At 65.5% G+C, this 12,980-nt stretch carries 13 protein-coding genes; 6 read left to right on the forward strand and 7 right to left on the reverse strand.

Annotated elements, in window-relative coordinates; genetic code table 11:
• Window positions 1-90: 90 nt before the first annotated feature.
• Complete coding sequence (locus tag FHG09_RS09490) at window positions 91-867, forward strand: NAD(P)-binding domain-containing protein (protein ID WP_152347411.1); 777 nt, start codon at window positions 91-93, stop codon at window positions 865-867.
• Window positions 868-942: 75 nt separating this feature from the next.
• Here the strand turns inward: FHG09_RS09490 and FHG09_RS09495 are convergent, their stop codons facing one another.
• Window positions 943-2,745: a formate--tetrahydrofolate ligase gene (locus tag FHG09_RS09495; protein ID WP_152347412.1), complete on the reverse strand. Its 1,803-nt coding sequence runs from the start codon at window positions 2,743-2,745 to the stop codon at window positions 943-945.
• Window positions 2,746-2,894: 149 nt separating this feature from the next.
• Window positions 2,895-3,257, reverse strand: coding sequence for a MerR family transcriptional regulator (locus tag FHG09_RS09500; protein ID WP_152347413.1), 363 nt, complete (start codon window positions 3,255-3,257; stop codon window positions 2,895-2,897).
• Window positions 3,258-3,311: 54 nt separating this feature from the next.
• On the opposite strand from FHG09_RS09500, the gene FHG09_RS09505 reads away from it, so the two are divergent.
• Entirely contained in the window at window positions 3,312-4,274 is a 963-nt protein-coding gene (locus tag FHG09_RS09505) for an alpha/beta fold hydrolase (RefSeq protein ID WP_152347414.1), read from the forward strand.
• A 25-nt stretch (window positions 4,275-4,299) separates the two neighbouring features.
• Window positions 4,300-5,052, forward strand: coding sequence for a class I SAM-dependent methyltransferase (locus tag FHG09_RS09510; protein WP_152347415.1), 753 nt, complete (start codon window positions 4,300-4,302; stop codon window positions 5,050-5,052).
• Between the two features lie 64 nt (window positions 5,053-5,116).
• Here the strand turns inward: FHG09_RS09510 and FHG09_RS09515 are convergent, their stop codons facing one another.
• Together FHG09_RS09515 and FHG09_RS09520 are read right to left on the reverse strand one after the other, a co-directional pair.
• Complete coding sequence (locus FHG09_RS09515) at window positions 5,117-6,262, reverse strand: FAD-dependent oxidoreductase (protein ID WP_152347416.1); 1,146 nt, start codon at window positions 6,260-6,262, stop codon at window positions 5,117-5,119.
• A 52-nt stretch (window positions 6,263-6,314) separates the two neighbouring features.
• A complete protein-coding gene (locus FHG09_RS09520; protein WP_152347417.1) occupies window positions 6,315-6,917 on the reverse strand; it encodes a CueP family metal-binding protein in 603 nt (200 codons plus the stop codon).
• 176 nt (window positions 6,918-7,093) lie between these two features.
• Between FHG09_RS09520 and FHG09_RS09525 the strand changes: the two genes are divergently transcribed.
• On the forward strand, window positions 7,094-7,732 hold the full coding sequence (locus FHG09_RS09525) for a YdhK family protein (protein ID WP_227492666.1): 639 nt from the start codon (window positions 7,094-7,096) through the stop codon (window positions 7,730-7,732).
• Between the two features lie 9 nt (window positions 7,733-7,741).
• Here the strand turns inward: FHG09_RS09525 and FHG09_RS09530 are convergent, their stop codons facing one another.
• Together FHG09_RS09530 and galE are read right to left on the reverse strand one after the other, a co-directional pair.
• Window positions 7,742-8,542 (reverse strand): DUF3626 domain-containing protein, encoded by an 801-nt coding sequence (locus tag FHG09_RS09530; RefSeq protein ID WP_264674067.1) that lies wholly within the window; start codon window positions 8,540-8,542, stop codon window positions 7,742-7,744.
• Between the two features lie 86 nt (window positions 8,543-8,628).
• A complete protein-coding gene (gene galE, locus FHG09_RS09535) occupies window positions 8,629-9,621 on the reverse strand; it encodes a UDP-glucose 4-epimerase GalE (RefSeq protein ID WP_152347419.1) in 993 nt (330 codons plus the stop codon).
• 128 nt (window positions 9,622-9,749) lie between these two features.
• On the opposite strand from galE, the gene FHG09_RS09540 reads away from it, so the two are divergent.
• Window positions 9,750-10,871, forward strand: coding sequence for a hypothetical protein (locus FHG09_RS09540; RefSeq protein ID WP_227492667.1), 1,122 nt, complete (start codon window positions 9,750-9,752; stop codon window positions 10,869-10,871).
• Between the two features lie 85 nt (window positions 10,872-10,956).
• Window positions 10,957-11,481 (forward strand): Dps family protein, encoded by a 525-nt coding sequence (locus FHG09_RS09545; protein ID WP_152347420.1) that lies wholly within the window; start codon window positions 10,957-10,959, stop codon window positions 11,479-11,481.
• Between the two features lie 93 nt (window positions 11,482-11,574).
• Here FHG09_RS09545 and lhgO read toward each other — a convergent pair whose 3' ends face one another.
• On the reverse strand, window positions 11,575-12,792 hold the full coding sequence (gene lhgO / locus FHG09_RS09550) for an L-2-hydroxyglutarate oxidase (protein WP_152347421.1): 1,218 nt from the start codon (window positions 12,790-12,792) through the stop codon (window positions 11,575-11,577).
• Between the last annotated feature and the right edge of the window lie 188 nt (window positions 12,793-12,980).

Raw genomic sequence — 12,980 nt, forward strand, 5'->3', positions numbered from 1 at the left:
TACGAATCGATGACACAAAATCGATGACACAATGCGATGAGAAGAATACACCTGCCACCGTCTCAGAGTGAGTCTCTCAAGGAGGAGAACATGACACGCATCGGTTGCATCGGAGTCGGAGAGATCGCCTCGGCGATAGTGGAAGGCCTTGCCGATTGCGAGGCGAAGTCTGACTTCCGATTCTTCCTGTCCCCGCGCAATGCCGAGCGCGCACAGCACCTCGCCGAGTCCATCGAGTCCGCCACTATCTGCGAGAGCAATCAGGACGTCGTCGACAGCAGCGACCTCGTCGTCCTCGCGGTGCTGCCGCAGCAGACCGAGGCAGTCCTGGACGATCTCGATATTCCGTCCGAGACGACCCTGGTCAGCGCCGTCGCCGGCGTCGCCACGGAGCACCTCGCCGCACACCTGCCGCACTCGCCCACGATCGTGCGGATCATCCCACTGCCCGCGGTCCGCGAGCGCAAGGGAGTCACCGCCATGTACCCGGCCAATGACGCGGTCGAGGAACTGCTGGGCCACCTCGGCGGATCGGTGACTGCGGCGGATGAGACGATGTTCTCCACGCTCTCGGCAGTGACGGCGACGATGTCGGCGCACTTCGCGTTCCTGCAGACGATCACCACATGGCTCGTCGACCGCGGCTGGGACCAGGTCGACGCCGATCATTTCATCCGCGGCCAGTTCGTCGGCCTCGGAACCACTCTCGCCGAGACGACAGAGCCCATCAACGACCTCGTCGCAGCCCACGAGACGCCGGGAGGACTCAACGAGATGCTCAACCAGGAGTGGATGAACGAGGCCAACCGCACCGCCCTCGCCTCAGCCCTCGACGCCGTATTCGCCCGCGTCACGAAGTCCGACTAGGCCTCGGAACTACCTGACGGCGGCCCAGCAACCTCGCGCGAGGTTGCTGGGCCACCGTCGGGTAGTAATTGGTGGTCAGAAGAGGCCGGTGATGTTTCCGTCCTCCGTGACATCGATCTTCAATGCTGAGGGTTCGCGCGGCAGGCCGGGCATCGTCATGATGTCACCGGCGATGACGACGACGAATCCGGCGCCGGCTGAGAGGCGCACGTCCTTGACCTCGATGATGTGGTCGGTCGGCGCCCCGCGCAGACTCGCGTCCGTGGACAGCGAGTACTGGGTCTTCGCGATGCACACGGGTGCAGCGCTGTAGCCCTCATCGGTGAACTGACGCAGCTTCCGCTTGACCTTGGCCGGCAGATCGACGTCTTTCGCCTGGTAGATCCGCTGCGCGATGGTCCGGATCTTGTCCTCCAGCGGCAGACCGAGATCGTAGCTGTAACGCGCACGCGACGCGGGATCGACGACAGGGGCCTCGGCATCCCCGGAGGCGGTGCCGGCGACGAAGACCGAACCATCGCCGACGGCGGGTCCGGCCGTACCATCGCCACCACCCGTACCATCGCCACCACCCACGGCCTCGACGACCGCTTCGGCCAGGGCGAGCGCACCCTTGCCGCCGTCGGCCCAGTGCGTGGACTCGACAGCGGCAACGCCGAGCCCGTCGAGATGCGAGATCGCCGCGGCCATCTCTTCGTCGGTGTCCGTGGGGAACCGGTTGAAGCACACGACCGGGGTCAGCCCGTAGATCTCGCGCAGGTTCCTACAGTGCAGCTCGAGGTTGCTCATCCCGTCAAGCACCGCCGACACATCAGTAGAGTTGACGTCGGCCACGTCAACGCCCCCGTGGTACTTCAGCGCCCGCAGCGTTGCGACGACTACCACGGCCGAGGGCCAGATGCCGGCGGTGCGGCATTTGATGTCGAGGAACTTCTCGGCCCCGAGGTCGGCACCGAATCCGGCTTCGGTCACCACCCAGTCCCCCAGCGCCAGCCCGGCCTTGGTCGCCAGCAGGCTGTTGCAGCCGTGGGCGATGTTGGCGAACGGTCCGCCGTGGATGAACGCCGGCGAATGCTCCAACGTCTGGACGAGGTTCGGCGCCAGGGCGTTGCGCAGCAGCGCGGTCATGGCACCGGCTGCCCCGATATCGGCCACGGTGATGGGTTCGCGTCCACGGCTGTGGGCGAGCACGATCCGTCCCAGGCGTTCCTTGAGGTCGGACAACGAGGTGGCCAGGCAGAACACGGCCATGACCTCGCTGGCGACGACGATGTCGAAGGCGTCTTCGCGGGGCACTCCCCCGTTGAGTCCCCCGAGTCCGACGACGACTCCGCGCAGCGCTCGGTCGTTGAGGTCGACGACGCGGCGGATGTGGATGCGCCGCGGGTCGACGTCGAGGTCGTTGCCGAAGTGGATGTGGTTGTCGAGCATGGTTGCGGCGAGGTTGTTCGCCGCTGCGATGGCCGCGAAGTCCCCGGTGAAGTGGAGGTTGATGTCCTCCATCGGCACGACCTGGGCGTATCCGCCGCCGGCCGCCCCGCCCTTCATCCCGAAGACCGGGCCCATGCTCGGCTCCCGGAGTGCCAGCACGGCCCGTCCGACCTCGGGCTTCGATCGGGCGAGTTCGTTGAGTCCGTCGGCCAGGCCGATGCTCGTCGTGGTCTTGCCCTCGCCGGCCGGGGTCGGGCTCATAGCTGTGACGAGGATGAGCCTGCCGTCGGTGGCGCTGGCCGCCGCCTGGTCGAGGACGTCGATGGGCACCTTCGCCTTCGTCCATCCGTGAGGAATGATGTCCTGCGCGTCGAGACCCAGCCCAGCGGCGATGTCGACGATGGGATCGAGCTCGGCGCTGAGCGCAATATCCATATCTGTGGTCATAAGGCCATCATGCCCGTTCTGCGAGATTTTGTGACCATCACCGACCCGAGAATTCGCGCAATGTGCACTGAGTTCCGTCCACCGCAACATCTCCTTCGCCGAGGCGGCCCCGCCCCATTACTCCACATACAGTCCCAGCGCGGTCCACCTCACCCCGCATACTCCGAACACTCCGGACACCGGGTCATGAGGTCGTGTCGACATTCGCGGACGTGGAGAAGGAACTTCTCCGCCGAGTCGAGCGAGGCCCGCTGGGCTCGAATCGCCGACAGTCGAGCAGCGATCACCGAGGCACGCCCGGTCTCCCCACGATGCAGAATCGCCCGGATCTCGGCGAGGCTCATACCTACGCTCTGACACGACAGCACGATCCGGCACCGGCTCAGATGTTCGGCCGAATAGTCCCGGTGCCCGCTCGCGGTCCGGTCAGGCACGACGACGCCCTCATCCTCCCAATGCCTGAGCACATGCGCAGCCATTCCCAACCGTGCCGCAGCATCTCCGATCTTCATCAGTCCATGATGACACCTGGACTTCAGGTTGACCTGAAGTTCTACCTTCGGTTCATGAACAAACCGGAAATCCGCACCATCACCGACCGCATCACCTTAAGCGACGGCGCCGAGGTGGCCACCACGACCCTCGAACCGCCCCACCGTGAACGCACCGGCCCGGACAGCCACCGCCAGGACCGCCTCGGCGAAGTCATCATCTGCCACGGAACCCCGTGGTCAGCGCGGATGTGGCTGCCGCTTGCCCGCGAGCTCGCCCGACATCACCGCGTCCGCCTGTGGGACATGCCAGGCTTCGGCGCGTCGATTCCCGGCAGCGCGGACCCGCCGCTGCGCCCCACCAACCCTCCCCTCGCCGAGGCGGCCCCCGCCGTTGATCTCATCACCCAACGTCGCCGTCTGGCTGAGCTCATCGACTCTTGGGAGATCTCGAATCCGCACGTCATCGCCCACGACATCGGCGGCGCGGTCGCGCTCGGCGCGCATCTGCTCGAGGGCTGCGATTTCGCATCGCTGTATCTGCTCGACATCGTCACTCTCGACCCGTGGGGCTCGCCGTTCTTCCGCCTCGTCGCCGAGAACGAAGCGGTCTTCGCCGCCCTCCCACCTCGTCTTCACCACGCACTTGTCCGCGAGTACATCGCCGGAGCGGCAGGCACGACGCCCGACGAATCACCGCCGGCCGTCGGCGCCTCGAATCTCAGCGCGGAATGGCTCGCCGTACTCAGTTCGCCCTGGTGCACCGACACCGGTCAGGCGGCTTTCTACCGCCAGATCGCCGCACTGCTCCCCGAGCACACGGCACCCATCGTCGACCGCCTCGGCGAGGTGCGCTGCCCGGTCCGCATCGGCTGGGGCGAGGACGATCCGTGGATTCCTGCTGATCAGGCCGATCGTCTCGCCGAGGCGCTCCCCGACCGCCCTGACGTGACACGTTTCCCGCACTCCGGCCATCTCGTCCCGCTCGAAGCACCGAGCGACCTCCTCGGCGACGTCACCGCGTGGCTCGACGCCTGAGAGCCGCGTGCGCGAAGATGACGGTATGCGCACTTTCGACGAGCTCGTCACCGAGGCCCAGTCCGCCGATGTCACCGGCTGGGGGTTCGACTGGCTCGATGGGCGCGCCACCGAGGAGCGGCCTCCGTGGCGATACTCGACGCTGCTGGCCAGGCGGCTGTCGACGGCGACCGCGGCCCTCGACATCGACTCCGGCGGCGGTGAAGTCGTCGACGAGGCGCCGGTGCTGCCTCCGCGCATGGCGGTGACCGAGTCGCACCGTCCGAATATCGCCGTGGCCCGTCACCGGCTCGGTCCACGCGGGGTCGACGTCGTCGAGGCCGACCCGCACCGATTGACCTTCGCCAACGGCAGCTTCGACCTCGTCACCTCGCGACATCCCGTGAGTCCCGCATGGTCGGAGATCGCCCGTGTGCTCATCCCCGGCGGCACCTACCTCGCCCAGCATGTCGGTGCGGCCTCGGCCTTCGAGCTCATCGAGTTCTTCCTCGGCCCGCTGCCCGAGAATCGACGAGCACGGCATCCACTGACCGAATCAGACGCCGCCGAGGCGGCCGGACTCACGGTCGAAACGTTGTGCACCGCACGGTGCCGCATGGAGTTCTACGACGTCGGCGCGATCGTGTGGATCCTGCGCAAGTGCCCGTGGTGGGTGTCCGATTTCGCGGTCGCGGACTTTCTGCCGCAGCTGCGCGACCTCGACGCGCGGATGCGTCGTGGTGAGCCGTTCATCGCCCATTCGACACGGCACCTCATTATCGCTTCGAAGCGCCGCTGATCCGGTCGCGCCCGCAGACGATCCGCTACCGGCGGCGCCCGGTGCGTGCCGCGACTCAGCCGCGTCAACGGCTCGAGCGCCCCACCCGGAACCGTTCCGGCACGCCGCCTGCACCGGTGGCGAGGTCGGCTGCGAACTCACCGAGCAGCGGCGCGAACTTCGCCCCGTGCCCCGAACAGGCGGAGACGATGACGAGACCGTCGACCTCGTCGATGACGAAGTCCTCGTCCGTGGTGTTCGTGAACAGGCAGGTGGTCTCCGCGTACGGTTCCGGAATGAGTCCCGGCAGATTCCGCTTCGCGTAGTCGATCATCCGGGTCCGCATCTCCTCGGTGATCTGTCCGTCCTGGTCAAGCGCGGAACCGATCACCTTCCCACCGTTGAATTGCGCGAACTTCTGCCCGGCGAAACCGGCATCCCGTCCGCCGGGCAGTCCGTAGGTGAACATGTCGTCCGACTTGTGGATGAACGTCGGCCAGGGTGCGCTCGGCCGCCCATCCTCGTCGGCGTCGCGGTAGGGCATGTGGAACGCCTGCTCCTGCCGCACTTCGAACCGCGGCAGTGCACCAAGGAACCCTTCCGGAAGCCCCAGATCGCCGAGGAGGTCGGGCAGCCATCCGCCGGCAGCGACGATGACGCGGTCGCCTTCGACGACGGCCCCCGTCGCCGAGGCGACACGGAAGCCGCCCGCGGAGCGTCGAGCCACCTCGGTGACCGTCCAATCCGTGAGGACCCGGGCATGACCGGTGGACTCGGCACGGTCGAGCATCACATTCACCGTGGTCTCGGCGTCGATGACGCCGGCGTCGGGGTGCCACAGGACCTCGGTGTCGAAGACGAACTGCGGCCACCGTTCAGCAGCCCGTGCCGGGTCGAGGACCTCGTGCTCGACTCCGACCTCCTCGAAGATCTCGGCGAGCAGGCTCGTATGCCGGGCATCGCCGAAGTCGACGGCTCCCGTCCGGGTGATCAGCTCGGTTCCCGATTCGGCTTCGAGACCGTCCCATAGTCCACGGGCGCGCACGACGAGTTCGGTATAGAGACGATCGGGATAGGCATAGCGGAAGATGCGGGCCGAACCGTGGGAGCTCCCCCGGTCGTTGGCCGGAGTGTGCCGTTCGAGCATAGTGACGTCCTCGCCGCGCGCGCTCAGGGAATACGCGGCTGCGGCACCGGCCAACCCTGCTCCGATGACGATGTGGTGGGACATGACAGTTCTCCTGTTGAGTGAGTGACAGCGGTCGGTCTCCTACTTCTCGCGCTTACTGCAGTTGGAGGTCTGTCACGCAGGTGGGTCCGTCGCTCTTCGTCGAGAATTCGGTCGAACCTGTCTTGCCTTCGGCGGTGATTCGGATGGTGCCGCTGATGTCGGATGGCACCCAGAACCCGACGAATCCGTTGTCGAAGGTCGTCGTCGATTCGTCGACCACCGCTTCTCCAGTCTCAGAGTCGGTGATCATTACGTCCACGTCCTCCCCGCTCATCTCGCCGAGGCAGGTTGTGAGGCTGTGATAGTAGCAGTCGTGTGTCTCATCGACGAACGGGGCGATGGACACGTAGCTCTTGCCTTGCGGCAGGGCCATCGTCGCTTCCTGCTGACCGTCGGTGAGGACGAGTTCGTCGGTCTGTACCGAGGCCATGAGGTCGGTGGGCCGTTCGTCCGCTGGGAGGCGGTCGAGGTGGTCGATGACTTCCGTGACGTCGTCTGCGGCCAGATCGAGATCCGCCAGCAGCTCCTTCGCCGACCCCGGCTGCACGCCCGCAGACTGGCCGGAATCCGTGGACGAGCCACCAGTCGCCTCGGGAGCGGAACAGCCGGTCAGCAACAGAGCGAGCGCGGCCGCTCCCAACGCAAATCGCTTCATCTTCTTCTATCTCCCCACGTCACTACGGGTGCAGAGCACTTATGTCATCTTGGCAAGCATACCCTTCTGGGGTATACGGTGGTGAAGGCGGGTCCACCGGATGGGTGGCCCGAAAGGCCCTCATCCTCCGCCGTGAGAACCAGACGCGACAGTCTCACAGAATCAGGAGACCACCTTTGAAGAAGTTCACACCGACCGTCCGCCTCACGGCAGTCGCCACAGCGATCGGGCTGGCGCTGGCAGGCTGTTCGACCGGCAGCGACGACGCCCAGGGAACCAGCGGTGACGGCACTCCCGGTGAAACTGCCTCCCATGAAGGCGGCGGATCCGATCACGAAGACATGAGCAACAGCGATTCCGACCACGAACCGGGCGGCCACGAAGGGCACGCAGCCGATGGCGGTGCGCCACCGGAGGGAATTGCGAAGGCCGGCGATCCCGAATTCGCCGTCGGCGACACCGTCGTCCTCTCAGCTGATCACATGCCGGGAATGAAGGGAGCTGAGGCAACTGTCTCCGGTGCCTTCGACACGACGACCTACTCGATCAGCTACACACCGACAGATGGCGGGGATCCGGTCAAAGATCACAGATGGGTCGTCCACGAAGAGCTCGAGGACCCGGGATCGGCACCGTTGAAGAAGGGGGCGAAGGCCACCGTCAATGCCGACCACATGCCCGGTATGAAGGGCGCCGAGGCGACGATCGACTCAGCGACCGACGAAACCGTCTACATGGTCGACATCACAACCGATGAGATGGAGATGACGAACCACAAATGGGTCGTCGAAAGCGAGATGAAGTCCGCGAAGTGAGGCGTGGTCTCACCAGGTCCGTCCGAATCGCGCGAGGCAGTGCCAGACCTTCTTGATCTGCTGCCCGTCGAGATCCCACGCCCGTCGGGCGCGTGCGACATGGATGGGTCTCAGCTGCGCTGAGTTCCCCACAACCTCGGCGATCCGCTGCGCAAGCTCGACCACGTCCTGGCCCCGATACTCCGGATGCGCGGCGATTTCGGAGACCTCGGCGACATAGCCCGGATGAGTCTCGACGGCGAGACCGCAGCGGTCCGCCGTCTCCAGCACCGCATGATCGTCGAAGCTGGGATCGATCACCAGCACTTCGACGTCTTCGGGCACCTTCACCCCACCGTGGACATGAGCCTCGATGTAGTGATCGAGACGGTCGCGGACGATCCCGCATCCCTGAGCAGCAGGCTGGTCGATCGCCCGCTCGTCACGACGATAGTCGGCGATGAGGCTCATCCGGTCAGCAACTCCGAAGAGCTCCGGCTCGAAGGTGCTGTCCGGGTAGGCGAACGTCGCTCGCGCAAGGATCTCCGGACGAAGACGCAGGTAGGCCGATCCGAACCGCGGTGCCGGCCCATAGGGGTCGCCGTCGAGGTCAAGTGCCCCATAGACCGGTCGTTGCTGCACGTCCACATGGTCATAGGCTCCGCCGAATATCCGCTGCTCCCAATGCCATCGGTTGCCACCTGGAACGGCGGTCAGGCCCCCATTGCTCGTGCCAGTGACGAATTGGGACACATACTGCCCGCGGTCGAGAATCGACGCGAGCACTCCGGCTCCCGAAGCATCAGCACCGGGATGGAAATGCAGTGCCACACGCGCCTCGGCCGGCAGCTCCTGCCCTGGCGCGGAGCGTGCTCGGACCCACTGAAGTGCTGTTGCGGATGGGTCCGGCTGGTTCATCATTCCTGGTCGGGCAGCATCCCCGCGGCCTCGACGGCGCTGCGGACGATCTCCTCGAGACCGAACTCTGCCTTCCAGCTCAGCAGGGCCGAGATCCGGGAGACGTCGGCGACCAGCGCCGGCGGGTCACCCGCACGACGCTCGCCCATTTCAGGGATGATGTCACGGCCGGTCACCTCGGCGATGGTGTCGATGACTTCCTTGACCGAGGCGCCGGTTCCGGTGCCGACGTTGAACACGGTCTCCGTCGTCCCGCCGGCCTTCATGTAGTCCAGGGCGGCGATATGGGCCTCGGCGAGGTCCTTGACGTGGACGTAGTCGCGGATGCACGTGCCATCCGGGGTGGCGTAGTCGTCGCCGAAGATGATCGGTGCCTTGCCGTCCTTCAACCGCCCGAGCACGATCGGGATGAGGTTCATGACGGCTGTGTCGGCGAGGTCCGGCCAGCCGGCGCCGGCAACGTTGAAGTAGCGCAGCTTCACGGCATTGAACGTGGTTCCCCGCATCGTGGAGGCGGTGATCTGGTTGTCGATCATCCACTCGCCGATGAGCTTCGTCTGGCCGTAGGGGTTGATGGGGCGGCAGTCGAGGTCCTCGGCGACCATGTCGACATCGGGCATGCCGTAGGTCGCGGCCGACGAGGAGAAGACGAGCGATTCGATGCCTGAGCGCTCTACGGCGGCGAGGATGTTCGTCAGTGCACCGATGTTCTGCCGGTAGTACATGACCGGTTCCTCGACGGATTCGCCGACCTGCTTCTTCGCGGCGAAATGGATGATCGAGTCGACGCCGTGGTCCTTGATCGCGGACACCAGGCGTTCCTCGGCATCGGCTGCGGCCAGGTCGAGGTTGACCACTGGCAGGCCTTCGACGCGGGCGTCGATGCCGGTGGAGAAGTCGTCGACGACGAGCACATCGTCTCCGCGTTCGGTGAGCAGCCGCACCACGTGCGAACCGATGTAGCCTGCCCCTCCGGTCACCAGAACTGCCATTGGCCGCGTCCTCCTTCGTCTCGCCGACTCGTTGATTTCAGATCATCCGTCGATTCTTCGACATCAGAACATCTTCGATATCAGAATACGTGTTCGCTGCACAGGCATCGACCCGGCCTGAATGTGCCGTGGGGAAAGCGTCGGAATTCGCCGCCGCCCTGGCCATGGGCGCCGGCCCCTGCCACAGTGGGAAAATGCACATCCTCCTCATCTGCGATCCCGGTCCCCCGAGCCGCCGAGTGGCCGCGCTGAAGGACGGGTTCGCCGAACTCCTCCGGCAGGATTTCGAGTCGGAGGTGACCGTCGACGTCTGCACCGAGGCGCTCCGCGTCCAGGCAGACCATCGGCTGGAGCTGTCGACTCTCGACGCGATCGTCGACCGCTATCCCGCAGCGGACCTCGTCATCATGCTCACAGACATTCCGCGCCACACACAGGGCAAACCGCTCATCGCCGAGGTGCTGCCGTCGCGCAACATCGCCGTGATCTCCTGCCCGACCCTCGGCGCGCTGACGACGAAGCGCCGGCTGCTGAAGATCTATATGAGCTGCGTCAATCAGCTCCTGCCCGACGGGCATCTGCCGACGAAGACGCACCGTCTCCCACGCTGGGGCCGGTGGTCGAGCCGATCCGAGTCGGGACGTCGCACCCTCCATGCTCACACCTTCACCGGCGGAACTCGCCTCGTCCTGGGCATGACCATGGCCAATGAGCCGCTGCGGATGTCCCGCAGACTCTCACGCGCCATGGCCGCGGCCGCTGCCACAGGGGCGTTCGGCATCTTCTACAGCTCCATCTGGCAGATGTCACACCACCTCTCAACCGCCCGGCTCATCTCGATCGGAGCTATCGCCATCGCTGTCATGGTCGGTTGGCTGATCACGATCAATCGCCTCTGGGACCGTCCTGTCAATGAGCGCCTGGCTCAGGTCGTCTTCTACTACAACCTGTCCACCGTGCTCACACTCATCATCTGTGTGACGGGTCTCTATGCCCTGCTGGTCATCGGCATCCTCGCCGGTGGGCTCATCGTCATCGACCCCGAGTTCATGGCGCAGACGATCCACCGACCCGAAGCCCGCCTGACGAACTACCTCGACATCGCGTGGCTGAGCGCAGCGATGGGCGTCGTCGCCGGCGCACTCGGCTCGAGCTTCGACAGCGACATCGACCTCAAGAACCTCACTCACGCCCAACGACTGCGCTCCCGCGTCTACATCGCCCAGGACGACGAGACCGGTACAACCTGACGGGGGTTCCGTCCCGGTCAGGGCGGCGTTATGGTGGCCACAGACTCCGGATCAACGCGAAACCGGAGAGATAGGAGCAAGAATCATGACACAGTCAGTGACAGTTCCCGACCCCCACGGCTCAGAGAAGACCACTCGCGAGAACGCCGAACACGGCTTCATCGCCTCCGACGCCCTGACCAAGAACCTCCAGACGGTTCTGGTCGACTTTATCGCCCTGAGCCTCACCGCCAAGCAGGCGCATTGGAATATCGTAGGCACGAACTTCCGTGACCTCCACCTCAACCTCGACGAGGTCACAGACGTTGCTCGTGCCGGCAGCGATGAGATCGCCGAGCGTATGCGCGCCCTCCACGCCTCACCTGACGGCCGCCCCGCGGTGATCGCCGAACAGACCGGATTGCCGGAGTTCCCGAACGGCGAGATCAGCACCCATGATGCGATCGACCACATGGTCGCGTCGATCGAAGCGACCGTGGCCTCGATGCGTGACTGCCACGACGAGGTCGACTCGGCGGATCCGACGACCGCCGACATCTTCCACAGCTACATCGCTCAACTCGAGCAGCAGGCCTGGTTCATCAGCGCAGAGACCCGCACACCCAAGTGAGTCGCTGCGGCTGAGCAGCCACTCTGATCTTCGGGCCGCCTCCCCGTCCTCACGGTCGGGTAGGCGGCCCTTCGTCGTCGACGCCCGGAACCGTCATCGTCGGCCGTCGATGATGCCGACGAGGTGTTCGGCAATGGCCAGCGCCGAGGTGGCTCCCGGGGACGGCGCGTTCCTGACGAACATCGTGGCTCCCGCACGATCGATGACGAAATCATCGACGAGTGTTCCGTCCCGGTTCATCGCCTGGGCGCGGATTCCGCGAGTGGCGCGGTGGCCGCCTGCTCCGGCGAGGGAGGGGACGTAGCGAGCCGCCTCCGCGACGAATCTCTCGATGGAGAGCACCCCCGGAAGTTCACGCGCAGCGGTGGCCATATTGCCGGCGGCGAAGCGCCAGAATCCGGGGTCGGCGGCCACGGCCAGGGAATCGGGGATGTTGAGACCGAGGCCTCGGTAGCCTTCGCGGGAGAAGGAGAGGAAGGCGTTGGGCCCGATCATCAGTCCGCCGTCGATGCGCCGGGTCACGTGGACGCCGAGGAAGGGATAATTCGGGTCGGGTACGGGGTAGATGAGTCCGTTGACGGCATCGCTGTGTGCGGCATCGAGGATGAAGTATTGGCCGAAGAAGGGCACCACGGTCGGTGTGCGGGCCTGTCCGGAGCGGGCGGCGAGGCGGTCGGATTGGAGCCCGGCACAGACGATGACGCGGTCGAATTCCTGGGCATCGACCGGAGTGCGGACGATGGCAGTGTCACGGGCGGTGGGGCCGCCTCGGTGGTAGACGGACTTCACCGGTGTGGAGAAGCGCACGCGGCCGCCGTGGGCGCGGGAGTCGGAGACGAGGGCGTCGGTGAGTCCGGAGTAGTCGATGATCGCGGTGTGGGGTGAGTGAAGTGCTGCGAGGCCTTCGGCATTCGGTTCGATTTCGCGCAGGCCATCGCGCTCGAGCAGAGCGATGTCGGGGACGCCGTTGGCTCGGGCGCGGTCGTAAATGGAGTGGAGGCGGTCGACTTCGATGTCGTCGGTGGCGACAACGACCTTGCCGCATTCGTCATAGGCGACTTCGTGTTCCTGGGCGAAGTCGCGGATGAGGTCGACGCCGCGGCGGCACAGCGTGGCCTTGAGACTGCCGGGTTCGTAATAGAGGCCGGCGTGGACCACTCCGGAGTTGTGACCTGTCTGGTGGGCTGCCGGGCGGTCTTCCTTCTCGAAGAGAGTGACGTCGGCACGGTCGTGGCGGGCCAGGATCTCGCGGGCGACCGCGGCTCCGATGATGCCTGCTCCGATGACGGCCCACCGGGTTGTCTTCGCCATGCCTCAACTCTTTCGTCGATCTCCGTCGTTCCTGCCGGTTGAGTCGACTGTAGACGCTGGCACGGTGCCAGGCGTGACCCGTCCACACCACGGAAGTCGTGACCTTGCGGGTCACCGATTGGTCACAGGTCGACCTCGGGCCCAGACCTCTGTACCTCAATCCGTGACAATAGGGTGCTGTTTCAATG

The sequence above is a fragment of the Brevibacterium sp. CFH 10365 genome, assembly GCF_009299785.1.
In the GTDB taxonomy this organism is placed as follows: Bacteria; Actinomycetota; Actinomycetes; order Actinomycetales; family Brevibacteriaceae; genus Brevibacterium; species Brevibacterium limosum.

Excerpts from the sequence above, each read along its gene's own strand:
- FHG09_RS09490 (WP_152347411.1), top strand. The coding sequence starts at position 91 with ATGACACGCATCGGTTGCATCGGAGTCGGAGAGATCGCCTCGGCGATA.
- FHG09_RS09495 (WP_152347412.1), bottom strand. The coding sequence starts at position 2,745 with ATGACCACAGATATGGATATTGCGCTCAGCGCCGAGCTCGATCCCATC.
- FHG09_RS09500 (WP_152347413.1), bottom strand. The coding sequence starts at position 3,257 with ATGAAGATCGGAGATGCTGCGGCACGGTTGGGAATGGCTGCGCATGTG.
- FHG09_RS09505 (WP_152347414.1), top strand. The coding sequence starts at position 3,312 with ATGAACAAACCGGAAATCCGCACCATCACCGACCGCATCACCTTAAGC.
- FHG09_RS09510 (WP_152347415.1), top strand. The coding sequence starts at position 4,300 with ATGCGCACTTTCGACGAGCTCGTCACCGAGGCCCAGTCCGCCGATGTC.
- FHG09_RS09515 (WP_152347416.1), bottom strand. The coding sequence starts at position 6,262 with ATGTCCCACCACATCGTCATCGGAGCAGGGTTGGCCGGTGCCGCAGCC.
- FHG09_RS09520 (WP_152347417.1), bottom strand. The coding sequence starts at position 6,917 with ATGAAGCGATTTGCGTTGGGAGCGGCCGCGCTCGCTCTGTTGCTGACC.
- galE (WP_152347419.1), bottom strand. The coding sequence starts at position 9,621 with ATGGCAGTTCTGGTGACCGGAGGGGCAGGCTACATCGGTTCGCACGTG.
- FHG09_RS09545 (WP_152347420.1), top strand. The coding sequence starts at position 10,957 with ATGACACAGTCAGTGACAGTTCCCGACCCCCACGGCTCAGAGAAGACC.
- lhgO (WP_152347421.1), bottom strand. The coding sequence starts at position 12,792 with ATGGCGAAGACAACCCGGTGGGCCGTCATCGGAGCAGGCATCATCGGA.